22 protein-coding genes and 3 pseudogenes are annotated in these 25,837 nt (G+C 59.2%); 14 read left to right on the forward strand and 11 right to left on the reverse strand.

Features of this window, described 5'->3' with window-relative positions:
* Positions 1-170 precede the first annotated feature (170 nt).
* Positions 171-797 carry a TetR/AcrR family transcriptional regulator gene (locus AC1D2Q_RS00635; RefSeq protein WP_477811879.1) on the forward strand — a complete coding sequence of 209 codons (627 nt, stop codon included), beginning with the start codon at positions 171-173 and terminating at the stop codon, positions 795-797.
* A gap of 8 nt (positions 798-805) precedes the next feature.
* Positions 806-1,345, forward strand: a complete 540-nt coding sequence (gene mug, locus AC1D2Q_RS00640) for a G/U mismatch-specific DNA glycosylase (RefSeq protein ID WP_477811880.1) — start codon at positions 806-808, stop codon at positions 1,343-1,345.
* Here mug and AC1D2Q_RS00645 read toward each other — a convergent pair.
* Positions 1,308-1,415: pseudogene (locus tag AC1D2Q_RS00645) on the reverse strand (MarR family transcriptional regulator); the annotation flags it as partial. The gene mug and the pseudogene AC1D2Q_RS00645 sit on opposite strands and share 38 nt — an antisense overlap.
* A 79-nt stretch (positions 1,416-1,494) precedes the next feature.
* Here AC1D2Q_RS00645 and AC1D2Q_RS00650 point away from each other — a divergent pair.
* Complete coding sequence (locus AC1D2Q_RS00650; RefSeq protein ID WP_477811881.1) at positions 1,495-3,036, forward strand: sensor domain-containing diguanylate cyclase; 1,542 nt, start codon at positions 1,495-1,497, stop codon at positions 3,034-3,036.
* 9 nt (positions 3,037-3,045) lie between these two features.
* Here AC1D2Q_RS00650 and AC1D2Q_RS00655 read toward each other — a convergent pair whose 3' ends face one another.
* The 4 genes from AC1D2Q_RS00655 to AC1D2Q_RS00670 are packed head-to-tail and all read right to left on the reverse strand — an operon-like array spanning position 3,046 to position 6,622.
* Positions 3,046-3,891 carry a sugar phosphate isomerase/epimerase family protein gene (locus AC1D2Q_RS00655; protein WP_477811882.1) on the reverse strand — a complete coding sequence of 282 codons (846 nt, stop codon included), beginning with the start codon at positions 3,889-3,891 and terminating at the stop codon, positions 3,046-3,048.
* A 1-nt stretch (position 3,892) separates the two neighbouring features.
* Positions 3,893-5,134 (reverse strand): NAD(P)/FAD-dependent oxidoreductase, encoded by a 1,242-nt coding sequence (locus AC1D2Q_RS00660; protein WP_477811883.1) that lies wholly within the window; start codon positions 5,132-5,134, stop codon positions 3,893-3,895.
* Between the two features lie 18 nt (positions 5,135-5,152).
* A complete protein-coding gene (locus AC1D2Q_RS00665) occupies positions 5,153-5,473 on the reverse strand; it encodes a MocE family 2Fe-2S type ferredoxin (protein WP_081361822.1) in 321 nt (106 codons plus the stop codon).
* A gap of 36 nt (positions 5,474-5,509) precedes the next feature.
* On the reverse strand, positions 5,510-6,622 hold the full coding sequence (locus AC1D2Q_RS00670; protein WP_477811884.1) for a fatty acid desaturase family protein: 1,113 nt from the start codon (positions 6,620-6,622) through the stop codon (positions 5,510-5,512).
* A 183-nt stretch (positions 6,623-6,805) separates the two neighbouring features.
* On the opposite strand from AC1D2Q_RS00670, the gene AC1D2Q_RS00675 reads away from it, so the two are divergent.
* Positions 6,806-7,855, forward strand: coding sequence for a substrate-binding domain-containing protein (locus tag AC1D2Q_RS00675; protein ID WP_477811885.1), 1,050 nt, complete (start codon positions 6,806-6,808; stop codon positions 7,853-7,855).
* Between the two features lie 13 nt (positions 7,856-7,868).
* Here the strand turns inward: AC1D2Q_RS00675 and AC1D2Q_RS00680 are convergent, their stop codons facing one another.
* Entirely contained in the window at positions 7,869-9,899 is a 2,031-nt protein-coding gene (locus tag AC1D2Q_RS00680) for a sigma-54 interaction domain-containing protein (protein ID WP_477811886.1), read from the reverse strand.
* A 194-nt stretch (positions 9,900-10,093) separates the two neighbouring features.
* Between AC1D2Q_RS00680 and AC1D2Q_RS00685 the strand changes: the two genes are divergently transcribed.
* The 3 genes from AC1D2Q_RS00685 to AC1D2Q_RS00695 all read left to right on the forward strand — a co-directional run bounded on the left by AC1D2Q_RS00685 (position 10,094) and on the right by AC1D2Q_RS00695 (position 12,934).
* Complete coding sequence (locus tag AC1D2Q_RS00685) at positions 10,094-11,116, forward strand: Gfo/Idh/MocA family oxidoreductase (protein ID WP_477811887.1); 1,023 nt, start codon at positions 10,094-10,096, stop codon at positions 11,114-11,116.
* On the forward strand, positions 11,113-11,901 hold the full coding sequence (locus AC1D2Q_RS00690; RefSeq protein ID WP_477811888.1) for a TIM barrel protein: 789 nt from the start codon (positions 11,113-11,115) through the stop codon (positions 11,899-11,901). Before AC1D2Q_RS00685 ends, AC1D2Q_RS00690 begins: the two co-directional genes overlap by 4 nt.
* 106 nt (positions 11,902-12,007) lie before the next feature.
* The gene (locus tag AC1D2Q_RS00695; protein WP_477811889.1) at positions 12,008-12,934 is read left to right on the forward strand and encodes a sugar ABC transporter substrate-binding protein; all 927 of its coding nucleotides are present in this window, start codon (positions 12,008-12,010) and stop codon (positions 12,932-12,934) included.
* Positions 12,935-13,018: 84 nt separating this feature from the next.
* Here AC1D2Q_RS00695 and AC1D2Q_RS00700 read toward each other — a convergent pair whose 3' ends face one another.
* On the reverse strand, positions 13,019-14,002 hold the full coding sequence (locus AC1D2Q_RS00700; protein WP_477811890.1) for a GlxA family transcriptional regulator: 984 nt from the start codon (positions 14,000-14,002) through the stop codon (positions 13,019-13,021).
* A gap of 182 nt (positions 14,003-14,184) precedes the next feature.
* On the opposite strand from AC1D2Q_RS00700, the pseudogene AC1D2Q_RS00705 reads away from it, so the two are divergent.
* Both AC1D2Q_RS00705 and AC1D2Q_RS00710 read left to right on the forward strand, forming a co-directional pair.
* Positions 14,185-14,385, forward strand: a pseudogene (locus AC1D2Q_RS00705) (3-methyl-2-oxobutanoate hydroxymethyltransferase); the annotation flags it as partial.
* 20 nt (positions 14,386-14,405) lie between these two features.
* Positions 14,406-14,539: pseudogene (locus tag AC1D2Q_RS00710) on the forward strand (acyl dehydratase); the annotation flags it as partial.
* Positions 14,540-14,615: 76 nt separating this feature from the next.
* Here the strand turns inward: AC1D2Q_RS00710 and AC1D2Q_RS00715 are convergent.
* On the reverse strand, positions 14,616-15,791 hold the full coding sequence (locus AC1D2Q_RS00715; protein ID WP_477811891.1) for a XylR family transcriptional regulator: 1,176 nt from the start codon (positions 15,789-15,791) through the stop codon (positions 14,616-14,618).
* A gap of 175 nt (positions 15,792-15,966) precedes the next feature.
* Here AC1D2Q_RS00715 and xylA point away from each other — a divergent pair, with 175 nt between their 5' ends.
* From xylA to AC1D2Q_RS00735, 4 genes are all read left to right on the forward strand, one after another.
* The gene (gene xylA / locus AC1D2Q_RS00720) at positions 15,967-17,283 is read left to right on the forward strand and encodes a xylose isomerase (RefSeq protein WP_477811892.1); all 1,317 of its coding nucleotides are present in this window, start codon (positions 15,967-15,969) and stop codon (positions 17,281-17,283) included.
* A 149-nt stretch (positions 17,284-17,432) separates the two neighbouring features.
* Positions 17,433-18,434 carry a D-xylose ABC transporter substrate-binding protein gene (gene xylF, locus AC1D2Q_RS00725; protein WP_019648608.1) on the forward strand — a complete coding sequence of 334 codons (1,002 nt, stop codon included), beginning with the start codon at positions 17,433-17,435 and terminating at the stop codon, positions 18,432-18,434.
* 79 nt (positions 18,435-18,513) lie between these two features.
* Positions 18,514-20,070 (forward strand): D-xylose ABC transporter ATP-binding protein, encoded by a 1,557-nt coding sequence (gene xylG, locus AC1D2Q_RS00730; RefSeq protein WP_477811893.1) that lies wholly within the window; start codon positions 18,514-18,516, stop codon positions 20,068-20,070.
* Entirely contained in the window at positions 20,071-21,207 is a 1,137-nt protein-coding gene (locus AC1D2Q_RS00735) for a sugar ABC transporter permease (RefSeq protein WP_477811894.1), read from the forward strand. It abuts the gene before it with no gap.
* 87 nt (positions 21,208-21,294) lie between these two features.
* Here the strand turns inward: AC1D2Q_RS00735 and AC1D2Q_RS00740 are convergent, their stop codons facing one another.
* Together AC1D2Q_RS00740 and AC1D2Q_RS00745 are read right to left on the reverse strand one after the other, a co-directional pair.
* Positions 21,295-22,194 (reverse strand): DMT family transporter, encoded by a 900-nt coding sequence (locus AC1D2Q_RS00740; protein ID WP_477811895.1) that lies wholly within the window; start codon positions 22,192-22,194, stop codon positions 21,295-21,297.
* Positions 22,195-22,340: 146 nt separating this feature from the next.
* Positions 22,341-23,420: an SDR family oxidoreductase gene (locus AC1D2Q_RS00745; RefSeq protein WP_477811896.1), complete on the reverse strand. Its 1,080-nt coding sequence runs from the start codon at positions 23,418-23,420 to the stop codon at positions 22,341-22,343.
* A gap of 74 nt (positions 23,421-23,494) precedes the next feature.
* Between AC1D2Q_RS00745 and AC1D2Q_RS00750 the strand changes: the two genes are divergently transcribed.
* Positions 23,495-23,884 (forward strand): MerR family transcriptional regulator, encoded by a 390-nt coding sequence (locus AC1D2Q_RS00750; RefSeq protein WP_477811897.1) that lies wholly within the window; start codon positions 23,495-23,497, stop codon positions 23,882-23,884.
* Between the two features lie 374 nt (positions 23,885-24,258).
* On the opposite strand, the gene AC1D2Q_RS00755 is transcribed toward AC1D2Q_RS00750, so the two are convergent.
* A complete protein-coding gene (locus AC1D2Q_RS00755; protein WP_477811898.1) occupies positions 24,259-25,833 on the reverse strand; it encodes a winged helix-turn-helix domain-containing tetratricopeptide repeat protein in 1,575 nt (524 codons plus the stop codon).
* Positions 25,834-25,837: the final 4 nt, after the last annotated feature.

Genomic DNA, 25,837 nt, shown 5'->3' on the forward strand with positions numbered 1-25,837 from the left:
CCCGTGCACGGTCAGGGAGGATCGCTCCACCGCACCGGTTTCGTCGCCGCAACACCCAGTTCGAGCTCAGCTACAACAAACCTGACGTTCAGGAACTTCTGGCTCCTTAATTTTGTGCGATGATGTAAGAATATAGAGCAGCCCATCCCCACACAAGGATTTTGTACGACATGGCACAAAAAAAGATTACAGAGGGCAAAGGCCGAGGCCGCCCTCGCGCATATGACCCGCAGACAGCGCTACAACAGGCACTTGGGGTTTTCTGGAACACTGGATATTCCGGTGCTTCCCTGGACAGCATCGCCACCGCGGCCGGCATGAATCGCCCAAGCCTCTATGCGGCATTCGGTGACAAGCACGCGCTCTACATCAAGGCGCTCGAGCAGTATTGGGAGTCTGCCTCCGCTGCCATGCAGGAAGCGCTTACGGACAAAGACCTGACCTTGGAGCAGGCACTGATGGGCTTCTATGAGGGGCAGTTGTCGATCTACTTCTCGGGCGAGGGGCAACCGCGTGGCTGCTTTGCGATCGGCACGGCGACGACCGAAGCCGTCGAGGATTCTGCAATACGAGAGGTTCTTGCGGACCGGCTCAGCCGGCTCGATGCCGATCTCGAAACGCGTCTGCGCGCGGCAGTCAGCGCCGGTGAGTTGAAAGACGATGTCGACCCAGCCGCCCTCGCCGTACTCGCGTCATCCTTGCTGCATAGCATTTCGATACGGGCGCGGGCGGGCAAATCCCGCGCGGAATTGACGGAGCTTGCCCGCAATGCGGTCAACCTGATGTGCGGTGTGTGAGGTGTTGGGTGGGTGAAGGACTCGAAGACATTCTCACCGAACGGCTTGCGGTGATTTTTTGCGGCATTAATCCGGGCGTGACTGCCGCCGCCCAAGGCCATCATTTTGCGGGTCGAGGCAATCGCTTCTGGCGCACACTCCATCTTGCCGGCTTTACGCCTACAGAAGTGCGCCCAGAAAACGACCGGACGATCTTGCAGTATCAGTGTGGATTAACTGCGGTGGTTGAACGGCCTACGGCGCGAGCGGATCAGCTGTCCGTGCATGAATTCACCGCTGCCGCCGCGCATTTTGAACAAAAGATCGCACGCTATGCGCCACGCTTTGTGGCGTTTCTCGGCAAAGCTGCGTACAGCGCGTTGTCCGGTCAACGGGAAATTGCGTGGGGGCTTCAGTCAAAGATGTTTGGTAATGCCTCGGTCTGGGTCCTGCCCAATCCCAGCGGGCGAAATCGCGCATTCACGCAAGATCAATTGGTGGATGCGTATCGCCAACTCCATTTAGCGGCCCAGCAGCCGGGCCTGGTCGAACAAAACACTGTTCGATAACCGTTGCGTCCCACTGCTGGCCCTCCTGCTCCTGTTCCAACTTGAAGCCAAAGTCTTCATACAGTGCCTTGGGTTCGAGAATTGCATGAACTGTTGGCACCTGCGCAGATCAGCAGATAATGTAGTCGAAATTCATCCTAGGGGGTTTTGTGGAAAACCGCTCCGAAGACAAAACCCGTCAGCCCCCTTTGCAATCGAGAAGACTGCCGGCAACAGCGATCTCCGTCGTGTTCATGGCTTTAGTCACCCTTTCGATACTGAGTATTTACTGGCTTCAAGCCGCCCAAAGTAAAGCCTATGAACTCTCACAAGCAAAACGGGTGTCAGGCAATTTGACGTGGTCGATAGCCCAACAAGCGACTGACACGTTTGATGAAGCCAACCTGATCCTGGATGAACTGATCGACAGGATAAAAGACAATCCAAGTGCCCAACAGCTCGATAAAACGCAAAAACTGCTCAAGCGCAGAGTCTTTACCACCGAGCAGTTGCACGGCCTTTTTTACTATGATGAAAACGGCAACTGGATCCTGACTTCGTTCGATTCGAAACCTGAAGCCGCCAACAATGCCGATCGTGACTACTTCATCTTTCACAAAAACAACGTAACCCTGTCGCCTCGCATCGGCCGGGCCATCCGCAGCCGCACGACCGGCGAATGGATTATTCCGTTCTCCCGACGAGTCAACGATAGCGAGGGCCATTTTAAGGGTGTCGCGTTGGCCACGATCAAAATGGCCTACTTTGATAAGTTCTTCTCAACGTTCGCCATTGATCAGAAAGGCGCCATTTTCCTGGCCCTTCCCGACGGAACGATAATCGCCAGGCGGCCTTTTGCTGAAGAGTTCATCGGTGCGTCGATAGCCAAAGGGGAAATATTTTCCATCTATTTACCCAAGTCTCCGGCTGATACCGTCATGATCAAATCGATTATCGACGGCGTTGATCGACTCTTCGGCTACAGGCTGCTTCAAAAATATCCGCTGGTCGTCGCTGCCGCCAATTCACGGGAAGCCATTTTTGCCGAGTGGAAAACCGGAACAATCAAGATGGCATTGATGATTGGCGCAGTGCTGCTGGTAAACCTTCTTGTCGGCCTCTTGCTCATCAAGAAAATACGTTACGGCGTCTCGGTAGAAAATCATTTGAAGCAGACCCGGGCAGCCCTGGAAAAACTGGTATTACAGGATGCGCTCACCGGACTTGCAAACCGACGCCATCTCGAAAACAGCTTGCAGCAGGAATGGCTTCGCGCGGTAAGACATCAATCTCAGATCAGTTTGATAATGCTCGATATTGATTATTTCAAAAGCTTCAATGATCAATACGGGCATATTGCCGGCGACCATTGCATCGCTTCCGTTGCGCAGGCAATCGCGCAATGCATTCACAGGCCATCCGATTTAGCCGCGCGGTACGGTGGCGAAGAGTTTGCAATATTGCTACCTGATACAGATGCCGAAGGTGCCTACTCCATTGCCGAAGACATCAGGCTCGCGGTGATGAACCTTGCCATTGCACACGATGGCAACCTGGCCAAGCGGGTGACCGTCAGTTTGGGGGTTTATACCTGCGTACCGGAGACTGCCGAATATATGCACCTGCTGACACAGGCGGACTCGGCACTGTACCTGGCGAAACGCTCAGGCCGGAATCAGACTGCCTGCTTGTCTTTGATCGAGGCCGAATAAGGCTGTAAGTCAAGATGCGCAAGACCGCGCCCGGCAGTCATTCCAGACCTCACGCATCAATTCCTTAAGCATCAACGCCTCGGCCCAGCGGTCGGTGATGTCGCGTCCGTCGGCCCCGGTGATGGCATAGGGTGGCGGGCCGAGTTCACAGGTGAAGGACAGGCTGGAGGGCGTGTCCGGTCGGGCCAGCCAGTCCTCGATCCCATAGCGCCACCAGCCCAGGAAACGCTCCAGCCAGGGTCGATGCTGGGCGAAACTCAAGGGCACCTGAACCTGTTCGCTGTTGGCGACACGGCCGTGAAAACCCCAACTGTGGCGCAGGATGGTCTGGATCTGTTCGTCGTCTTCGGCCTCGACCGGCTCTGGCAGTTCGCGGCCCACGACATAGTGGGACAAGTCGGCCAACAGCTTGAGATCGGGCATTTCAGCGAGAATGTCGAGGGTGAACAACAGGTCACTGGTGAGGCGATAACGATGGGTTTCCAGCAGGATCGGAAAGTCCACCTGCTCGGCCAGTCGCTGCCACCCCTCGATCAACTGGATGGCTTGCGTCAGCGTGCGCGGCCGGACGTCGGCTTGCAGCGTGAGATGGTGGCAGCCGTAGCGGGACGCGACGTCGATCGCTGCCGCCAGATCATCCACGGTGCGGGGGAACACCTGACCTTCGATTTGCAGGCCCTGCGCTTTGGCGGCGGCATGCAAGCGTGCGGCATGGTTCGCCACCCAGAAATGGTCAGTGATTCCGTCGAAACCGGCGGCAGCGATTTTCTCCAGTTGCGCTTCCAGCGCAAGCTCGCATTGGCCACGGTGATCTTGCATGGCCCAAAGGGACTGGAAGACCAGGAATTCACGCATGTCAGTTCCTCAGCAGTTGTTTGAGCGATACCTCGGCGTCGGCCAGAGCCTCTACCGAAAGGGCGTTATGGGAAGCGATCAGTCGTTCGCACAACTTGATGTCCTTGGCGACGCTATTGCCCTGGCCCCAGCCGCAAACGCCTTGCAGACGTTGTTCGTCATCGAGGTAGAACAACAGGAAACCGCCACTGGGGGTTGTCCGGCTCGCCGTGGGTTCTGTGTTTGCGATCACACCCACGGTCTGCAATCCCCAGTCGTACTGGTCGGACCAGAAACCGGGAATGACTTCGAAGGGCAACTCGCGGCCCAGCAGATTCAGGGCGGCGTGACGGCCCTGGGTTTCGGCGTTGCGCCAGGTTTCCTGACGCTGGTAACCCCCTTGCGGGTGCAGCCGAAATTCACAGACATCCCCCGCCGCAAAGATGTCCGGTGCGCTGGTGCGCAATTGGGCATCGACGCGAATGCCCTGGCCGACCACAAGCCCTGCGGCCATGGCCAACTCGGTGTTGGGTTGCATGCCGATGCCCACCACCACCAAGTCGCAAGGCAGCAGTTGGCCGTCGACCAGTTGCACGGATTCAACATGAGTAGCGCCCTGCACTGCCTCAATAGCCACGTTCAGTCGGACATCCACGCCCTGGCTGCGATGCAGTTCCAACAGAACGCTGGACAACCGTTCCGGCAACACCCGTCCCGCCAGGCGCGGCCCAGCTTCGAGCAAGGTCACCGGGCAACCCAAGGCTCGGGCGGTGGCTGCGACTTCGAGGCCGATGAAGCCACCGCCGATGATCACCAGTCGGGTGTCGGGCCGCAACGAAGCGCGCAGTGCCAGCGCCTCGTCATGGCTACGCAGATAAAGCACATTGCGCAGATGCGCGGGCACACAGGTAAGCCTGCGTGAGCGACCTCCCATCGCCAGCAACAGCCGGGCGTAATCCAGCCAGCGGCCGTCGGCCAATTGCAGGCGATGCTGCTGCGGGTCCAGGCCTGTTACCGGGTTGCCGGCCAGGTGTTCGATGCCCAGTTCAGCGAGCCGAGCGCTATTGCACAGGCTGTAGCCCGCCAGATCGACCGTGCCCTGCAGCAACCCTTTGGACAGTGGCGGACGTTCATAGGGCGGGTAAATCTCGTCGCCGATCAGGATCAGGCGACCGCTATAACCTTCGTCGCGCAGGGTCAGGGCCGCGCGGCCACCGGCATGCCCGGCGCCAACAATGACCAGTGGAGCATTGGCAGGACTCATGGCACAGACTCCGTGCAGTTAAACCGTGATGGCGAGCAAGACACGCCCCGCCTCGACCCGGACTTCATAGGTCTTGAGGTTGACGCACACCGGTGCGCCGAGGGCTTTGCCGGAGCGGTAATCGAAACGCCCGTTGTGCTTGGGGCACTCGATAACGTGCTCCATCACCAGGCCATCGGCCAGGTGGATGGACTCGTGGGTGCACAGGCCCGCGGTGGCGAAAAACTCGCTGTCGGCGGAGCGGTACACGGCATAGGTGTGCTGGCCATGGTCGAAACGAATGACGTCTTCTTCATTGATATCGCCCACGGCACATACATCGATCCATTGATCGGTCATGGCGTTTTCTCTGGTAGTGGTACAGACAGGAAGGGGTCAGGCCGGCGTTACTTCAGGTTCTGCCTGGACGGTGGCGGCCGACGCTGCGCGTTGTGGCAAAGGACGACAGACGAAATGGCTCGGGTCTTTGCGCTGCCTCCAGATCGTCGGGAGGATTTCCCTGAAGGCCTCGGACAGGCTGCCGTAAGGCGGCGGGCAGTCGCGGCGGATCTCTTCGTGAAGCTGCGCCAGCGCATGAAAAGGCACCATCGGATACATGTGATGTTCCAGGTGATAGTTCATGTCGAGGTACAGGAAACGCAGCAGTCGGTTCATGTAAATCGTGCGGCAGTTGCTGCGGTGATCGAGTACGTCTTCCGCCAGGCCGACATGCTGCGAAAGGCCGAACAGGTAAGACAACCAACCGCCATAGAGGGTCGGCAGACCGATAAACATCAGCGGCAACCAGCTCTGCAGAAAAAGCGCCGTGCCCACGGTAAGCCCATAGATAGCCAGCCAGACGCGCGCGTCTCGCGCCACTTTGGGCCATTCGGATTCGGGGATGAAGGTCTGCTCTTCTTCACCCATCCGCCCGACTGCATGCCGGCAAACTGACCCCATCGTCTTCAACGCGTAAGGCATTCTGAACAGACTCAGCACCATCATGATCAGACTCGGTGGACGCGGCTCGACGATTTCCGGATCGCGACCAACGATGATGGTGTCGGTGTGATGCCGTGCATGACTCCAGCGCCAGACCTGGGGTTCGAACATGAACATGAAACTCGACAGCTGATAGACCGCATCATTCATCCAGCGGGTCTTGAACGCCGTACCGTGACCCGTTTCGTGCCAACGGGCATTGGACGCGGTGCCATAGAGCAGCCCATAGACGAAGAAGAACGGAACACAGGCCCAGGAACCCCAGAACCAGTATCCGCCGAAGCCGGTGACGACCATCGCCGACAGCCAGATGGCGGTATCACGCAAGGCCGGGCCATCGCGGCGCTGCATCAATTCTTTCATGCGTTTGCGGGAGATGGGCGATTGATACCACGTTGCCGATACCAAACCTTTTTGCGCCGCTCGGGCGGCTTCGGGACCGGTCAATCGATAATCCCTTGGCACGGGTTTATCGGTTTTTTCAAAGGCTGCGTTGTGTAAGGGCATTTTATTGTTCTCCGCAAGCTTGATGGGTTTAAGCATTTGCTTTCGATGCGGGATGGCATCGCTGGAGAAAATATAGAGAGCGCACAAACCACCCTCAATCCCTTGAATACATTCCCTATCAAGCTATCATCCAGGCCCATTGCAGCTTGATAGTTTTCTATCAAAGCGACTCAAGGGCCCACCATGAACAACAAAAAACGCCCCACTATCGCCACGGTCGCCGAGCACGCTCGCTTGAGTGTCGCCACCGTGGACCGGGTGCTCAACGCCCGGGCTCCGGTCAGCCCGGCCACCGCCGAGCAGGTGTTCCAGGCCGCCGAAGCCGTCGGTTATTTCGCCGCCCGGCTGATCGGCCAACGCATTCGCGAACGTCGTCCCAGCTATCGATTCGGCATCCTGTTACTCGGTACCGCCCAGGCGTTCTATGCCAACGTTGCCTCCGCCATCACCGAGGCAGCGCAGCGTCAGGCCGGCGCCAATCTGAGCTGCCAGTTCGAATACGTCTTCGATCGCACACCCAGCGCGATCATTGCCCAGATCGAACAACTGGCCGTGCAGTGTGATGGCCTGGCGGTGGTCAGCTTCGCTCACCCGCTGATCAATGCCGCCATCGCGCAGATCAGAGCCGCAGGCGTGCCGGTGATCGCCCTGCTGTCGGACATCCATGAGGCGGCAGAAGAACCTTACATCGGTCAGGATAATCATGAGGTCGGGCGCACCATGGGTTGGCTGCTGGCTCACACCTGCGGCGCACGCAAGGGCAGCGTCGGCGTATTGCTCGGCGGCCATCGTTTTCTTGGTCATCAGGCTCGGGTCGAAGGGCTGCGCAGTTACCTGGCGGAGCGAGCACCGGGGTTGCGGCTACTCGAAGCGGTGATCAACCTGGACAACTGCGACGTCACCGAAGAGGCGACACTGGAACTCCTCGCGCGCCATGCCGACTTGCGAGGGCTGTGCGTGGTCGGCGGTGGCGGCGACGGCATCATCCGGGCCCTGTCACAGCTGCCGAAACGGCCGTCGCTGTGTTGCATCCTGCAGGAGTCGACCGAGCTGTCGCGACAGGCCCTGGATCAAGGGTTGATCGACCTGGTCATCGACTCTCAGCCGCGATTGCTGGCAGCCGCGCTGGTCGACTTGCTGGTCGAGTTGCAGACCACGCCGGACTTCGATCCGCTCCGGCACAGGGTCCATATTCCGTTGCAGATCATCACCTCGGAGAACACTCGAGGCTGAACGTGCCTCCCCATCAGAGATTGGCTCCCGCACGAAAAGCATCGGCACTCAGCCCGAATCGATTCATCTTGTTGTACAGCCCGCCACGAGAAACGTTCAGTTGCCGGGCGGCCAGGCGGATGTTGCCTCGGGCATCCCTGAGGGCGACGATGATCGCGTTCATTTCATGGGTGCCAAGGTCCAGCGCAGCCCGGGGTTCGGGCACACTTCCCGGCACCGATGGCCGCAGCCTTTGCTTGATTTCAAGTGGCAGATCACCCGGCTGAATCATCTCGGTCATCGCCAGATTCGTTGCGCGCTCGATGGTGTTTTCAAGTTCGCGAACATTACCCGGCCAGCTGTAGGCCGAAAGAATATCCAGCGCCTCTGGCGAGATGCCCTGCACCGATTTGCGCAATGACCGCGCGCAACGAGCGAGAAAATGTCGCGCCAGCAAGGGCACATCTTCCCGGCGCATCCGCAGCGGCGGAACCGTCAGATTCAGGACGTTGAGCCGGTAGTAAAGATCCTCACGGAAAGCGCCATCGGCCACCGCCTGGCTCAGGTTGCGGTGGGTGGCGGCGATGATGCGCACATCCACCTGCTGCGATTTTTTCGCCCCCACGCGCGTCACCTCGCCTTCCTGCAAGACCCGTAGCAGGCTGACTTGGGCATCGAAAGACATGTCACCGATTTCGTCGAGGAAGATCGTTCCGCCATCGGCCAATTCGAACTTCCCGGCAGATCCGCCACGGGCCGATCCGGTGAAGGCACCCTCAACATGACCAAACAGTTCGCTCTGCACCAGATCGCGCGGAATGGCTCCGCAATTGACCGCCACGAAAGGACCGCCGCAACGCTCGCTGGCGTTATGGATCGCCTGGGCGAACAGCTCCTTGCCGGTACCGCTCTCACCCAGGATCAGCGTGGTCGATTCACTGCGACTGGCGATCCGTCCCAGGTGCAAGGCGTCTTGTATCGCTCGCGAATTACCTTGAATGGTCTCGAAGGTGTAGCTGGCTTGAGTGCCGATGACCCGGCGCGTAATTTCGCGGATGCGCCGGTTTTCACGCAACGAAACAATCCGTCCACCCTGCTCCAGCGGGCACACCGATACCAGACATGCCAAGTGGCTGCGATCATGCAGCTCGAAGGTGCAATCCAGATCTCTTATCCCTTCATACTGCTGCCCTTCCCCTCCGCGCAGCAGAATCTGGTTGGTCAGTTCGCTTTGCCCCAGACGCTGGAACGGGCTGCCGAGCAGATCCTGGCCCACGCGGAACAATTGCCGGGCATAACGGTTGAGCGCCTTGATGCAGCCCCGCTCATCCAGCACCACAAGCCCTTCGTTGAGCACTTCAAGCACGGTTTGTTGCTCTTCCAGCAGGGCTTGCAGCGCCATCTGCCGCGAGACCGCTTCGGCCGCGGCCTGGACGGTGCCTAGCGTATGAAAATGAAACCAGCCCGGCTCAGCGGTCAGGGTCAGCATGGCGAGCGTCCTGCCCTGCGCATCCCTGATCGGCGCGGCGGCGCAGTGCATGCGCCGTCGACGCAAGCCGCTGGCGAAGTTTTCCTCGGCCAGCACATACACCAAGCGATCTTCGGCAAGCGCCAGCCCCGTGCAGTTGGTGCCCTGCACCGACTCCAGCAATCGGCTGCCCACCGGTGTGAGGTCCAGACCACAGAAATACAGGGTCGTGCCTTGAGCATCGGTCAGGTTGATATGGCCCCTGGGGTTGTAGGCCAGCAATCCCCCCATGACCTGCGCCGCCGCTGCAATCAACGTGCGATTGGCCGCCAGCGTCGCGGCCAGAACGGCAGGAGCAACAAATCGATATTCGCCATCCTCAGGATCGAGGCCGGTGCCGACGCTGCGCCGCCAGGAATCCCAAATCACCTGCCTGACCCCGGCAGGTCGATCGGTGCGCCCGTTCAGACACGCCAGCCAGGCCTGTTCCAGCGCGGCGATCGAGCCTTCGTTCAACGACGCGGGGCCGAGAGCGGTGATGTAATCGAGGTCTTGCGCGCTGAAGGCTGTTACCTGTGGGTTGACCATCATCGACATCCGCTTCCATGTTCATGTTTTAGACATGTCAGTGTAGACATGTCCTGCGAATGAACACTTCTTTCAAAAAATATTGATTAACCCTTTGAATATCAACGACTTAAATACTGGCACAGCACTTGCTCAAAGGGTTATGCCAGCCGAGGACATTCCTGCGGCCAAGTCATTGAACAACAATAAAAGGGAGTCAATTCATGAGTACGTCCAAGATCATCCGCCTGGGCCTCATCGGCGCCGGCCGCATGGGCAGTTTTCACGGCCAGACGGCCGCCCGGCACATTCCTGGCGCCTGCCTGGCCGCCATCGCCGACCCGACACCCGGCCAGGCCGCTCGGTTGGCGGCAGAGTTGGGGGTGCAGAAGGTCTATACCGATCCACAGCAACTGCTCGATGACCCGGAAATTGACGGCGTCCTGATCGCCGCCCCCGCCCGCAGCCATGCCGAACTGGTGATCAGTGCGGCCCGGTCCGGCAAAGGTGTGTTTTGTGAAAAACCCATGGCCATTACCCTCGACGAGGCCGACCGCGCCATCGCCGCAGCCGCCGATGCCCGCGTGCCGCTGCAGGTTGGCTTCAATCGTCGTTTTGCCAAAAGCTTCCGCACCGCCCATCTGGACGTGGTCGCCGGCCGTATCGGCACGCCGCAACTGCTGCGCTCATTAACCCGCGATCCGGCGCTGAACAATCCAGCCGCTTCGCCGCAGTGGGTGATTTTTCTCGAAACCCTGATCCATGACTTCGATACCTTGCGCTACCTCAACCCCGGTGCCGAAGCAGTCGAAGTTTATGTCATGGCCGATGCGCTGATTGCACCGGACTACAAGAGCAAAGGGTTTCTGGACACCGCCGTGGTCACGATCCGTTTCGACAACGGCGCCATCGCCACCGCCGAGGCCAATTTCCAGGCCGTTTATGGCTACGATGTTCGGGGGGAAGTGTTCGGCAGCGCCGGCATGCTGACCATGGGCAGCGTCAATGACTCAGACCTGGTGCGCTACTTGGCTAATGGCATCCAGGCCGACACCCAACGCATGGACACCGACCTGTTGCGGGATGCCTATGTGGCCGAGCTCAATCACTTTGTCGACTGCCTGCGCACCAGTGAAAAACCACTGGCCAGCGGTGAAGATGCCCGAGCGGCACTGGCCATTGCCCGCGCGTGTATCGAGTCCGTCCAACAGGGCAAAGCGGTGCGCGTGCAAGGAGCCCGTTCATGAGTTTCATCCCGTTCAAACTGGCGATCAGTGCCGAGATGGTGTTCCTCGACCTGCCGTTCACCGAACGCGTCAAACGGATTCACGCGCTGGGTTTCAGCGCCGAAATTTGGGACTGGACCCAGAAAGACATTGCGGCCCTGGTCGCCACCGGTGCCGACTTCACCTCCATGACCGGCTACATCTCAGGCAACCTGACCGACGCCGAAGGCATCCAGCATCTGCTCGACAGCGCACGTGAATCGCTGGCCGTCGCCGCACAACTGAATTGCCCGAGCCTCAACCTGCATGGCACTGGCTTGGGCGATAAAGGCTTGCCGGTCAAACCCGTGGCCCACACCACCGGACGCATGTGGTTGAGCGCCTGCAAGACCCTGGAAAAAATCGCTCGCCTGGGCGAAGACGCGGGCCGAGTGTTCCTGCTGGAAAACCTCAATACCGAAGTGGACCACCCCGGCACGCCCTTCGCCCGCGCCGACGATACCCTGGCGCTGATCGAGGCCGTGGGTAGCCCGCATTTGAAGATGAACCTGGACCTTTATCACGCCCAGATCGGCGAAGGAAACCTGATCGAACTGATCCAGCGCGCCGGCAGCGCCATCGGCGAAATCCAGGTGGCCGATGTCCCCGGCCGCATGGAGCCCGGCACCGGCGAAATCCATTATCCGGCCATTGCCAAGGCCTTGTTCCGCATGGGATACACCGGTGTCGTCGGGCTCGAGGGCTGGGCCAGCGGCGACAGCGAAGCAGCACTTGAGCGTTTTCGGCAAGCCTTCACGCTCGATTGAATGCCGCTCTCTTTGTAGCAGCTGTCGAGCTTGCGAGGCTGCTGCTACGGGTCGCATTACGGCTTAACTGACTGGCTCATCTCATAACAACAAAAGGAAAACCATCATGCGTCGCTGCACACTATTCTTTGCCACGCTGTTATTACTCGTCAGCCAATGGGCCGCCGCCGACTATCGCATCGGCGTCAGCATTGCCAGGGTTGACGACAACTTCATGACCTATGTGCGCAACGGCCTGGAAAATGCCGCCAGGAAGGAGAACGTCCAGATCCAGTTCGAGGACGCCCAGGGCGATGTGGTTCGCCAACTCAACCAGATTCAGGGTTTTCTCGGTCAGAAGGTGGATGCCGTCATCGTCCTGCCCGTGGACACTGCCGCCACCGCCAACATGACCCGCGCCGCCGTCGAGGCGAAGATTCCGCTGGTCTACGTCAACCGCCACCCGGACGAACGCGTGCTGCCCAAAGGCGTGGTCACGGTGGCGTCCAATGACATCGAGGCCGGGCAACTGCAAATGCGCTACCTGGCCGACAAGCTGGGGGGCAAAGGCAACATCGCGATCATCATGGGCGACCTGGCACAGAACTCCACGCACGACCGCACCGAAGGGGTCAAACAGGTGCTCAAGGACTACCCCGGGATCAAAATCATCGAACAGCAAAGTGCCGAGTGGCAGCGCAACAAAGGGATGGACTTGACCAGCAATTGGCTGCTGGCTGGCACTGGCTTCGATGCCATCGTCGCCAACAACGACGAGATGGCCATCGGCGCGGCCATGGCACTGCAGCAAGCCGGCAAAGCCAAGGGCGAGATTGCGATTGTCGGCATTGATGGCCTGCCCGACGGCCTGGCGGCGATCAAGCGCGGGATGCTGGTCGCCTCCGTCTTTCAAGACCCCAAGGCCCAGGCGATCAGCGCGGTACAAGCGGCCATCAAGATGATCAAGGGCGAGCCGGTCGAAGCGGATGTCTGGGTACCCTTTCAGCTGATCACGCCGGATCAGGTGGCGATGTTTGAGCAGCATTACAAATAGCGTCAAAAGCCGATCGATGGCTGCCCTGCGGGACGGGGCAGCAATCGGGCCGGAAGTCAGGTACGCAGAGGTGAAGGAAAGCCTTTATTTAACGTGCCGCTTTTCCTTGGAAGGTCTGTACCCGAAGTACGAGCTATAGCACTTGCTGAAATGGCTTGGCGACACGAAGCCACAAGCCACCAACACGTCGACCTGGGACAGTTCGGTGTGCTGGAGCAGTCGCCGCGCTTCAGTGATGCGCAGCTCCATGTAATACCGCTGCGGCGTTGTACCGAGTTGCTCCTTGAACAAGCGTTCCAGTTGCCGACGGGAACGGCCGGCATAGGCCGCCAGTTGCTCCAGTTCCAGAGGCTCTTCGAGGTTGGCGTCCATCAGCTTGACCACCTCGCGCAAGGGCGCGCTCACACAGATATTTTCAGCCGGTTTGATGCGCCGATAGCGAGACTCCTCGAACGCCAGAATGTCCTCGATCCCCTCGACGAGGGCTTTATCGTGCAGGCCCTTGATCCAGTCCAGCGCCATATGAAATGCCCCCGAGGGGCTGGACGCGGTAAGGCGGTCGCGATCAATGACGTAGGGTTCACTGGTGACTTGCGTCGCCTTGGAGATTTCCGCGAGTGCGGGGCGATGTTCCGGGTGAATGGCGCAACGATACCCATCGAGCAAACCTGCGCTGCCCAGAAACCATGCGCCATTCCACAACCCGGCCAGGCAGACACCCTGGTTCGCCGCCATTCGCAACAGGCTGATGAACTCATCATCAGCCTTGAGCTCTGTCCTGTAGCCGCCACAAATCACCAGCAGATCCAGGTCGTGAATGGCGGAAGCATCCAGACGTGCATCCGGCCGGATCACCAGGCCCAGATCGCTGATGACCTCGCCGTCGTTCAAGCCGAACGTTCGCGAAGAGAACAACCTGGGTCGTAGAAGATTCGCGGTGACAATGGTGTCCAGTGCCTGGGTGAACGCAGGCAGCGAGAAATGCTCGAGCAGCACAAAGCCTGCCCGGGTCGTTCGAGCAGGCTCATCAGGGTTTTCATTCAGATAGCGGAGATTTTTCCCCTTCATGCCTCCGCTGAATTGGCGTCGTTCGATCAATGTTCGACCCACTCGGTTACTGCGTAGATAAAGCCTAATGCTAACTGTAGAAGCGCAGAAAGCCCTAGCACCATTATGCGACCGATCAAACCCGTTGAAAGCCGTGACGAAGCGGGTCTTTGTCATCGACAAAAATGGTGTTGTGGCCCGATCCGGCCGTCGGCATCGGTGCTGGCAACGGTTGTGACGCTCAAGTATTGGTGTGGCAGGACATGGCGGGATTGCGCACCGGACCTCTGCCCAGGTTCGTCAAGCAATATGCCGACCTGCGAGGCGTGCTGCTCGGGGCAGCGCGCGACTTCGCCGGCGATGTGCAAGCAGGCGACTTTCCAGGGACCGAGCATTCTTTTTAGTCGAAGGAGAAGGCCCTTCAATGAAAAGCTTCAGACAGCGTGCAGCCGAAGGGCTCCAGACAGGCGATAGCTTCACCCTCTCCCGCTGCTTCCCGCAGGAAGACATCCAGCGCTTTGCGCAGATCTCCGCGACTACAATCCGGTGCATTTCGATGCATCGACCGGTTGAATCCACAGTCGAAACCAGCCCTTCGCACCACACAACAATCGACCAATTGCACCCAGCATCGCTATCTCGCGCCCTGCTGGTATTCACGGGGCGTACATCCAAACTCGCGACGGAACACCGTGTGTAGATATTGTGCGGATTTGAAACCGCAATTACGGGCAACGTCTGCAATCGCTGTGTCGGTATTTTCCAGCCCGCTGGTGGCCGCCGCCAGTTTGAAGCGCAGAATCTCGTCGTGGACGCTGCAGCCTCGCGCAGTGCGAAAGTGCGACTCCAGCGATGAACGCGACACGCCAACATAAGCCGCTACCTGCGCTGTCTTGATGCCCTGGCAGGCATATTGGCGGATAAACAGCAGCGCTTGCATGACGTAGGGGTTGCCCAAAGGTTGGTGCAAACTCGACACCTGCACGTTGATCGCATCAGGCGGGATCAGGATGTGCGTGCCCGTGGACGGCTTGCCGTGCAGCATCTGGTGCAGCAGTTGCGCGGCGGTGCGGCCCATGGTTTCGGTGCCCTGGATGACCGAGCTCAGGGGGACCCGGGTCAGGCTGCGTGTCAGGGGGTCGTTGTCGATGCCGATCAACGCCACCTGCTCCGGTACGGCGATTCCGGCGGTCAGGCAGGCTTGCAGCAACTGCCGGGCGCGGGCGTCACTGACGGCGATGATGCCAATGGGCTTGGGCAGGCTTTGGAGCCAGGCAATCAGTTGTTCGACGGCGCTGTCCCAGAGCGGTGCGCTGGTACCCATGCCGCGATAGACCTCGGCGTGCAAGCCGTCACGTTGCATCAGTCGTCGAAAGGATTTTTCCCGTTCCTGAGCCCAACGATTTGCCTGCGCTTCAGGCAGGCTGAAGCAGGCAAAACGCTGCAGCCCTGCCTCGATCAAATGCGTGTAAGCCAGTGTGATCAGTGCGTTATTGTCGGTAGCGACGTACGGGATCCCTTTCGGATAGGCCCGTTCATCCTGATAAGAACCACCCACCGCCACCACGGGCAGCTTGATGTCGGCCAACGCCTCGCCAATCAGCGGATCGTCGAAGTCGGCAATGATTCCGTCACCTTGCCAGCGCTCGATTCCTTTCAAGCGGCAGAGAAAGTCCTCCTCCAGGAACAGGTCCCAGGACGCGCGGGTGCTGCTCAGGTAGTTGCCGATGCCGCTGATGATGCCGCGGTCATAGATCTTGCTCCCGTTGAACAACAGTGCGATGCGGTGAACAGGCGGTACGGTTTTCATTGTTTTCAGGCTTGTTCCGGGCCCCTTGTCACGGAGGCGGTTTGCACAGACTAGGCGTGCAGACGGCGAATCTCAATACGCAAAATCGCACCCGCTGTTGGTGATTTTCATAATCAGCAGGCACAGGGCCGTTGTTAGTATCGAGACACCGCCAAGAACAACAAGGACATTGCCAATGCCGTACTTCCCCGATGTCGGCCAGATTCGCTACGAAGGCCCTGCCAGCGATTCTCCCCTCGCCTTCCGTCACTACGACGCCGACAAAATCATCCTCGGCAAACCCATGCGCGAACACCTGCGCATGGCCGCCTGTTATTGGCACACCTTCGTCTGGCCGGGTTCCGATGTGTTCGGTGCTGGTACTTTCAAGCGCCCGTGGCAACACGCCGGCGACCCGATGGAGCTGGCCATTGGCAAGGCGGCAGCCGCGTTCGAGTTCTTCTCCAAATTGGGTATCGACTATTACTGCTTCCACGACACGGATGTCGCCCCGGAAGGCAATTCGCTGAAGGAGTACCGCAACCACTTCGCGCAAATGATTGATCACCTGGAGCGACACCAGGAAGAAAACGGGATCAAGCTGCTGTGGGGAACCGCCAACTGCTTCAGCAACCCGCGCTTTGCCGCAGGCGCCGCCAGCAATCCTGACCCCGAAGTGTTCGCCTGCGCCGCTGCCCAGGTATTCAGCGCCATGAACGCGACCCAACGCCTGAAAGGGTCCAACTACGTGCTGTGGGGCGGTCGCGAAGGCTACGAAACCCTGCTCAACACCGACTTGAAACGTGAACGCGAACAACTGGGCCGCTTCATGCGCATGGTGGTCGAGCACAAGCACAAGATCGGTTTCAAAGGCGACCTGCTGATCGAACCCAAGCCGCAGGAGCCGACCAAGCACCAATACGATTACGACAGCGCCACCGTGTTTGGCTTTCTCCAGCAGTTCGGTCTGGAAAAGGAGATCAAGGTCAACATCGAGGCCAACCACGCGACCCTGGCCGGGCATAGCTTTCATCACGAGATTGCGACGGCCGTCTCGCTGGGGATTTTCGGCAGCATCGACGCCAACCGCGGTGATCCACAAAACGGCTGGGACACCGATCAATTCCCCAACAGCGTCGAAGAAATGACCCTGGCCACCTATGAAATTCTCAAGGCCGGCGGGTTCAAGAATGGCGGGTTCAACTTCGACTCCAAGGTGCGCCGCCAGAGCCTCGATGAGATCGATCTGTTCCATGGTCACGTCGGCGCAATGGACGTCCTCGCCCAGTCCCTGGAGCGGGCAGCCGCCATGGTGCAGAACGACCAGCTTCAGCTGCTCAAGGATCAACGCTACGCCGGCTGGCAGCAGCCGTTCGGGCAGGCGGTGCTGGCGGGTGAGTTCAACCTCCAGTCGTTGGCCGAACACGCATTCGCCAACGAGCTGAATCCGCAGGCCGTCAGCGGCAGGCAGGAGATGCTCGAAAACGTCGTCAACCGGTTTATCTATCGCTGATCGCCAACGGGGTCTGTGGGCGCAACAACGCTGTGACATTCGCACGACAAATCTGTGTCCGCTGCGTCTGCAGGTTCTCTACAGTTCTACCAGCCCGATACTCATCGTCAGGCCGTGTCTTTCAAACAAAAATAAAAGGACGCACCACCATGAAGAACGTAAAACGCGCGCTATTTGCCAGCGCCCTGGCTCTGCTGTCGCTGCCGGTGATGGCCGATGCTGCCCACCCGAAAATCGGTTTCTCCATTGATGATCTGCGGCTGGAACGCTGGTCACGTGACCGCGATTACTTCGTTGCGGCGGCGGAGAAAATGGACGCCAAGGTCTTCGTACAGTCGGCCGATGCCAATGAGCAAAAGCAGATTTCGCAAATCGAAAACCTCATTTCCCGTGGCGTCGATGTCATCGTCATCGTGCCGTTCAACGCAACGGTCCTGACCAATGCAGTGGCCGAAGCGAAGAAAGCCGGAATCAAGGTCGTGTCCTATGACCGTCTGATACTCAACGCGGATATCGACGCCTACATTTCCTTCGATAACGAAAAGGTCGGCGAGATGCAGGCCAGCGGTGTGCTGCACGCAGCGCCCAAGGGCAATTACTTCCTGCTCGGTGGTGCGCCTACCGACAACAACGCAAAAGTCCTGCGCGAAGGTCAAATGAAAGTGCTGCAACCGGCCATCGACAAAGGTGATATCAAGATCGTCGGCCAACAATGGGTGAAGGAATGGAACCCTACCGAAGCGCTGAGCATTGTTGAAAACGCCTTGACCCGCAACGCCAACAAAATCGACGGTATCGTCGCCTCCAACGACGCCACGGCAGGTGGCGCCATCCAGGCCCTGGCCGCTCAGCAACTGGCCGGCAAGGTGCCGATTTCGGGGCAGGACGCGGACCTCGCAGCGGTCAAGCGAGTGATCGCTGGCACTCAAACCATGACCGTGTACAAGCCGCTGAAACTCATCGCCTCCGAAGCGGCCAAGCTCTCGGTGCAACTGGCCCGTAACGAGAAACCCGCCTACAGCTCGCAGTACGACAACGGCAGCAAAAAGGTCGACACCATCCTGCTCACTCCGACTCCGTTGACCAAGGACAACATCGACCTGCTGGAACAGGACGGGTTTTACACCAAGGCGCAGATTGCCGGAAAGTGATCATCACCCCGTAATGCCCCCCTGCAGGAGCTCGCTCCTGCGGGACCAGCCTCGTACCTGCCGCTTATGAGTCTCTGCCATGTCCGACTATCTGCTGCAAATGAACGGTATCGTCAAAACCTTCGGCGGTGTCAAAGCGCTCAACGGCATCGACATCAAGGTCAAGCCGGGTGAGTGCGTCGGGCTGTGCGGCGAGAATGGCGCCGGCAAGTCCACGCTGATGAAGATCCTTTCCGCGGTGTACCCCCATGGCACCTGGGACGGTGAAATCCTCTGGGACGGTCAACCGCTCAAGGCGCAATCGATCAGCGAAACGGAAGCCGCTGGTATCGTCATCATTCACCAGGAACTGACGCTGGTTCCCGACCTGTCGGTGGCCGAGAACATTTTCATGGGCCATGAACTGACGCTGCCTGGCGGGCGGATGAATTACCCGGCGATGATCCACCGCGCCGAAGCCCTGATGCGTGAGCTGAAAGTGCCGGACATGAACGTATCGCTGCCGGTTTCGCAGTACGGCGGCGGCTATCAGCAACTGGTGGAAATCGCCAAGGCACTGAACAAGCAGGCGCGCCTGCTGATCCTCGACGAGCCTTCATCGGCCCTGACCCGTTCGGAAATCGAGGTGTTGCTGGACATCATCCGCGACCTCAAGGCCAAGGGTGTTGCCTGTGTCTACATCTCCCACAAGCTCGATGAAGTGGCCGCCGTGTGCGACACCATTTCGGTAATCCGAGACGGCAAACACATCGCCACGACCGCCATGGCGGACATGGATATTCCACAGATCATCACCCAGATGGTCGGACGGGAAATGAGCAACCTCTACCCCACCGAGCCGCACGACATTGGCGAGGTGATTTTCGAGGCCCGTCACATCACCTGCTACGACGTCGACAACCCCAGGCGCAAACGGGTCGACGATATTTCGTTCACCCTCAAGCGTGGGGAAATCCTCGGCATCGCCGGGCTGGTCGGTGCAGGCCGCACCGAATTGGTGACCGCGCTGTTCGGCGCCTACCCCGGCCGTCACGAAGGCGAAGTCTGGCTGGACGGCCAACTCATCGACACCCGCACGCCGCTCAAGTCAATCCGTGCCGGCCTGTGCCTGGTGCCCGAGGACCGCAAGCGCCAGGGCATCATTCCAGACTTGGGAGTCGGCCAGAACATCACCCTGGCCGTGCTGGACAGTTACTCGAAACTGACCCGCATCGATGCCGAAGCCGAACTGGGCTGCATCGGTCGAGAAATTTCGCGCCTGCACCTCAAGACCGCAAGCCCGTTCCTACCGATCACCAGTCTATCCGGCGGCAATCAACAAAAAGCCGTATTGGCGAAGATGCTGCTGACCAAACCCCGGGTCCTGATTCTCGATGAGCCCACCCGAGGTGTGGATGTCGGCGCCAAGTACGAGATCTACAAGTTGATGGGGGCGCTGGCGGCCGAAGGCGTGTCGATCATCATGGTGTCTTCGGAGCTGGCCGAAGTGCTCGGCGTTTCCGACCGCGTACTGGTGATCGGCGAAGGCCGGTTGCAGGGCGACTTCATCAACCATGAACTCACTCAGGAACAGGTGCTCGCCGCCGCACTCAGCCAGCCTGACAGCCATAACAATAAAGATCGGAAATCCGCGTAAATGAATCAGGTCAAACAACTCTTCACCCGCTACAAGATGCTCGCGCTGGTGTTTGCCGTGGCGTTTATCTGGCTGTTCTTCAGCTGGCAGACCGAGGGCGGATTCCTGACACCGCGCAACCTCTCCAATCTGCTGCGCCAGATGTCCATTACCGGGATTCTCGCCTGCGGCATGGTACTGGTCATCATCAGCGGCGAGATCGATTTGTCGGTCGGCTCATTGCTGGGCCTGCTCGGTGGCGTCGCGGCCATTCTCGACGTTATCTACCACATACCGCTGCTGGCGAACCTGAGCCTTGTCGTCCTGTGCGGACTGCTGATCGGCCTCGCCAACGGCTACATGGCCGCCTACCTGCGCATTCCGTCTTTCATCGTGGGGCTGGGGGGCATACTGGCTTTCCGGGGCATTTTGCTGGGGATTACCGGCGGCACCACCATCGCCCCGGTGTCGCCGGAGTTCGTCTACATTGGCCAGGGTTATTTGCCACACACGATCGGCACGGGCCTGGGCGTTCTGCTGTTCGCACTGACGTTGTTCCTGACCTGGAAACAACGGCGCAATCGCGCCCTTCACGGCCTGGCGGCACATTCACTGGTGCGTGACGTAGCACGCGTGCTGTTGATCGGCGCGGTACTGGCCGGCTTCGTCCAGACCCTCAACAGCTATGACGGCATTCCCGTGCCGGTCCTGCTTCTGCTGATCCTGCTGGGCGGGTTCAGCTACGTGACCAGTCAGACCGTGTTCGGCCGACGCGTCTATTCCGTGGGCAGCAACATGGAAGCGACGCGCCTGTCCGGTATCAATGTACAGGCCGTGAAGCTCTGGATTTTCGGGATCATGGGCGTGATGTGCGCCCTCGCCGGCGTGGTCAACACCGCGCGCCTGGCTCCCGGTTCGCCCTCGGCCGGCAGCATGGGCGAACTCGACGCCATCGCCGCCTGCTTCATCGGTGGCACCTCCATGCGCGGCGGCTCCGGCACTGTCTACGGCGCCCTCCTCGGCGCGCTGGTCATCACCAGCCTGGACAACGGCATGTCCATGCTCGACGTCGACAGTTATTGGCAGATGATCGTCAAGGGCAGCATTCTGGTGTTGGCCGTGTGGGTAGACGTGAGCACCCGGACCGGACGACGCTGATCCGCTGCGGATGAGGCCAGAAGCGGTCAGTCGCTCAAAACACTTAAAAACCACTGATTGCTAAAGCAATCAGAATCCGAAAATAGCTCACTCGGTCGAAGGGACGGATGCTTTGCTGCCCAAGCGGATCAGCTCATTGGAAAAACACAGGCCGACGATGATCAGTACTGCCCCTGCGTACAGGCTTTCGCGCGGTACTTCATTGAGCGCCACAAACGCCAGCAGCGCGGCGAACAACGGTTCGGTCAGCTCCAGCGCCTGCACTTGGGATGGCTTGAGATACTCGATGGCCTTGGTGGTGCAGAAGAAGCCCAGGATGGTCGGCAGCGCGGCCAGCGCCAGCAGTGCGGCGATCGCCAGCGGAGACAGCTCGCCGATCGCGAAACCATCGGCCGCAGCCGGCATCAGCAGGTACAGGCTGCCAAAGAACAACAATTGCCGGGTGAAGTGCAGCCCCCCCGACACACCCATCCGCTTCATGGCAACCGAAAAGGCCCCATAGCCGCAGCCGGCCATGGAAGCTAGCGCGGCACCTTGCAGGGTAAAGCCCTGCTGCAGGTCGGCGCCGAAGATCACCGCGATCCCAGCGATAGCCAGTGCGGCACCCACGGTCGCGTTCGCGGTGATGGCATCCTTGAGGAAAATGCGCCCCAGAATGATCGAGGAAATTGAGGCACTGGCCATCAGCACCACCACTACACCTGCTGCAGCGTAGTGCCGATAGGCGGACGTTTCGAAGTGGAACAGCACAAAGATGCCAAGGAATGCGCAGATCGCCGCCTGAATCCATTTGGTCGTCGACGCCGGGCGCTTGAGGAAAAGCAGCAAGATCGAGAGAAGCATGCAACCCAGTACGGTCTTGATGACAGCGACACTGCTGGCGGTGAAGCCATTAATCATGAGTACTTTGCTGAGTACACCGATCGTTGCGTTCAGTGCCGCCGCGGAGAGTGCAAATATGACGCCTTTGCTGAAAGTAGATTGCATTGATGACGATCCCTGTCGCTGAATTGTCGTTCGATAGAATGCCGCCCTACATCGACGGCGCAAAGGTTGAGGATACGAAGATCCCACCAACCCCAGTATTTATTGTGGCATAAGGGCTAACGATTTTGTCGCCCCCAAGGGTGAAGTCAGAGGGCCTGGCCCTTGGCTATGCAATATGAGTTGACGAACGTTGCAGTGTGCTGCAAAGACTGACGTATATCCGGTTTGGCTATTCCATGTCTGTTGGCAAATTGCTCGACCGCCGCTGTATCAAAACGAGTGGTCTGGATAAAGTCCAAGGCTTCGGGTTTTGTATTCAAAAACCGCGCCACGGGAGGAATACTCAATAGCAACTTCAGCAAACGGAGTGGAATGTAATGCTTGGGAGACTTTAAGCCCAAAGGTTGTGCCACCTGAACCAGGAGTTCTCGCAAGTTGGGAGTTTGGTCATCAAGCGCCAGCAGTTCCTGGCCCACCATGGCAGGATCAAAAGCACAAACCGCCACCAGCTCAACCAGGTAATCCACGGTGACCAGTGGCAGCCAGTGCTCGACGGTACCGGGCACCGCAGTCAGCTTTCCCTGCACCAGGTTGCGTATCAGCTCCACCAGCGGCTGACCGTCAAGGATATACCCCGTGCAGCTGTGGCCACAAACCGTCGCGGGATGGACAACGGTCATCTCCCCGCCCTTGGCGGACATGACCTCCAGGGTCGCAAAATGTGCCTCCAGCTTGCTCCCCTCGTAACCACCGACATGTCGGTAGACGGCAGGCCAATTCGTCAGCTCCGGATAACGAGGATCAATTCCGATGCGTTGCAGATGTTCATGATTTTTCAGCATGTAGCCGCCGATCATCACTAACCGGCTTTTTTGCTCAGCCGCCAACAGCGCCACGCGCTTTGCCCCTTCCACATTCACCGCGCGAGAATGCTCCACTGAAAGCCCCCATGCGAAGTGGGCGCCCAGGTGGAATATGACGCTGGCGTGCCTTAGCACTTCTCGGTCAGCAAGACTCAGCCCGAGGTTGTCCCGTTCCAGATCGCCAGCTACGGCAAATACCCGGGTTGCGCACCCTCCCAAATTGTCGACTTGCTCCCGCAGTGCAGCTAGTCGCTCCGGGCGACGCATCAACACCCGAATGGTGTGACCTTTTGCACTCAGGTACGCCACCAAATGTTGACCGATGAAGCCGGTACCCCCCGTGACAAAGCACTCCACGCTCATTTCCCTGTTCCTTGTTTAAGGTGAGAAATCAAGCGTAAACTATCGACCCAACTCTACAGTCAAGCGGTGTTTTCATGAAAATCGGCGAACTCGAGGCCCGCAGCGGCGCCAGCCGCCATACGCTGCGTTACTACGAGCAAATCGGCCTGATCTCATCGCTGCGGCAAACTAACAACTATCGCGTTTACACAGCGCAAACTCTGCAGGATCTGGACTTTATCCAGCGCGCGCAAAGCATGGGGTTTTCCCTGGGGGAAATAGGCGAGCTTCTGGATGCGCAGCGGAACAAGCTGATCGATTGTGCTGACGGCGCTAAGCTAATTGAAAAGAAGATGGCAGAAATCAAACAGAAAATCGCCAGCTTCCAAAGCATTTATCGATATCTGGATGAAGAGCGTGCAAACCTCGAAGCCAGTGCTGCCAAGCAACTTGAGCTTCAGCAGCGGAACAACGCTTCCAACTGAACTGTCAGCTTCTGGGAAACGGAAGCTGCAGCCTGCTTCCAGTTTCAAGCCCATCGCTTACGCATGTTCTAAAACCTTGTGGCCAGGCCCTGGAATGCTTTTCCAACCCTGTCGTCAGGCGCCTTTTTCATTAGCCGTATCGGGCACAACGGCGCTGACCACAACGGGATAAGCAATACAATGATCAGCTTTGCCTGTCCGATACTGAAAACCAGGCCGAAACCGACCGCCTGTGGAACGCGATTGTCGGAAACGGCGGTCGGGAAGAAGCGGCGCTGGGGCGTTAACCAACGCTGCTTGGGGCTGGGCGTTTGGATATGTCGATTCTGGCTGCTTCAGACGCCTCTCCCCGCGCAGTGAACAGGCGGCGCCCCTTATTCCGGCAGTCCCGCTCTGCGTAGACCGTCCACCAGTGTGGCGAGATTCTCCGGCCGGTGGATCGGCAGCCAATCAGAGATATTGCTGAGGCGTAACGTAGGATCGAGCTTGCGCAAATGGTCCATCGCACGCTGCGCTTCGGTCGTCCGTCCGGCAAGCGCATGGCTCGCTGCAAGGATGGCGACAGCCAACAGAAAATCGGGCAAATCCCGAAGTGCTTTCTCTGCCCATGACGACGCCGTATCGAAGCGCCCCACGAAGAGATTCGCGACTGCCATTCCGGCTTGCATTCTATACAGCTCCGGGTCGAGGGGGCTGAACCGCATGGCGTGCGTAAAGTACTCGATGGCTGCATCGGTTTCGCCGTGCCAGAGCCTGAGGAACGCGCCGAGGAACCACGCTGCGGCGAGGTTCGGATTGAGCATGAGTGCCTTGTCCAGCAATGCGATGCCACCCAGGAGGTCGCCAGCAAGATAGCTAAGCGTATGGCCGCTTCGGGTGAGAGCGACCGCATCGCCCCTGTCCAGCTCCACCGCTCGGCGAGCGAGTCGAATACCCTCCGCTTCCTCCCGTGGGTGATCAGTCATCCAGCGATTGGCTTTGCGCCAACTATGACACCAGGCCGCCATCGCGTAGGCCGATGCAAAATCCGGGTCGAACTCTATGGCCCTATGGAAGAGCGGCAGCGCCTGGTCGATAGCCTCCCTGGTGCCATGATGAAGCTTGGCCATTGCGCGCAGATAGTAATCGTAGGCGTCGAGACTTTCGGTGGGCGTGTGCCTCGCACGTTCGATCTCCGCCCGCTCAAGCTGTGGTGCGATTGCGCCGACCACGCTTTCGGTGATCTGGTCCTGCAGTTCGAAAATGTCCCCCAGCACACCTTCGAAACGGCCTGCCCAATGGTGAGCCCCGGTTGTCGCATCGATCAGCTGGGCCGTGATGCGCACGCGATTGTTGGCTTTGCGCCAACTGCCCTCCAGCACATAGCGAACGCCCAGTTCGCGACCGACTTGTTTCACGTCCACCGTACGGGTCTTGTAGGTAAAGCTCGAGTTGCGCGCGACGACAAACAGCCAGCGATACTGCGACAACGCCGCGATGATGTCCCCTACCACGCCGTCGGCCAGGTAATCCTGCTCTTCGTCTCCGCTCAAGTTCACGAATGGCAAGACGGCGATGGACGGTTTGGCCGGCAGCGCCGGCTCGGATGCAGAGGCTTGAACCGAGGGGGCGGATTCGGTGCCTGGAAGGCCAACGCAATCCAGCGACTTGACGTCGGCGACGAAGCGGAATCCCTTGCGGGCCACCGTTCGAATCACACGCTGCTGCTGACCGTTGTCACCGACCGCCTTGCGCACTGCATTGATGTGGCTGGCCAAGGTCGACTCGGAGACGATTCGGCCGGTCCATATCGCATTGATCAGGTCGTCCCGGCTGACGACGTGCTCGCGGTTCTGCGCCAGGTAAACCAGGAGGTCGAAAACCTGGGGCGCAGTGGCAACGACCTGGGAGGCCCGGAGGAGTTCTCGCCGGTCCAGGTCGAGCACGCAGTCATCAAACACCAATAGCATTCAG

This window comes from Pseudomonas sp. P1_A1, from assembly GCF_056406935.1.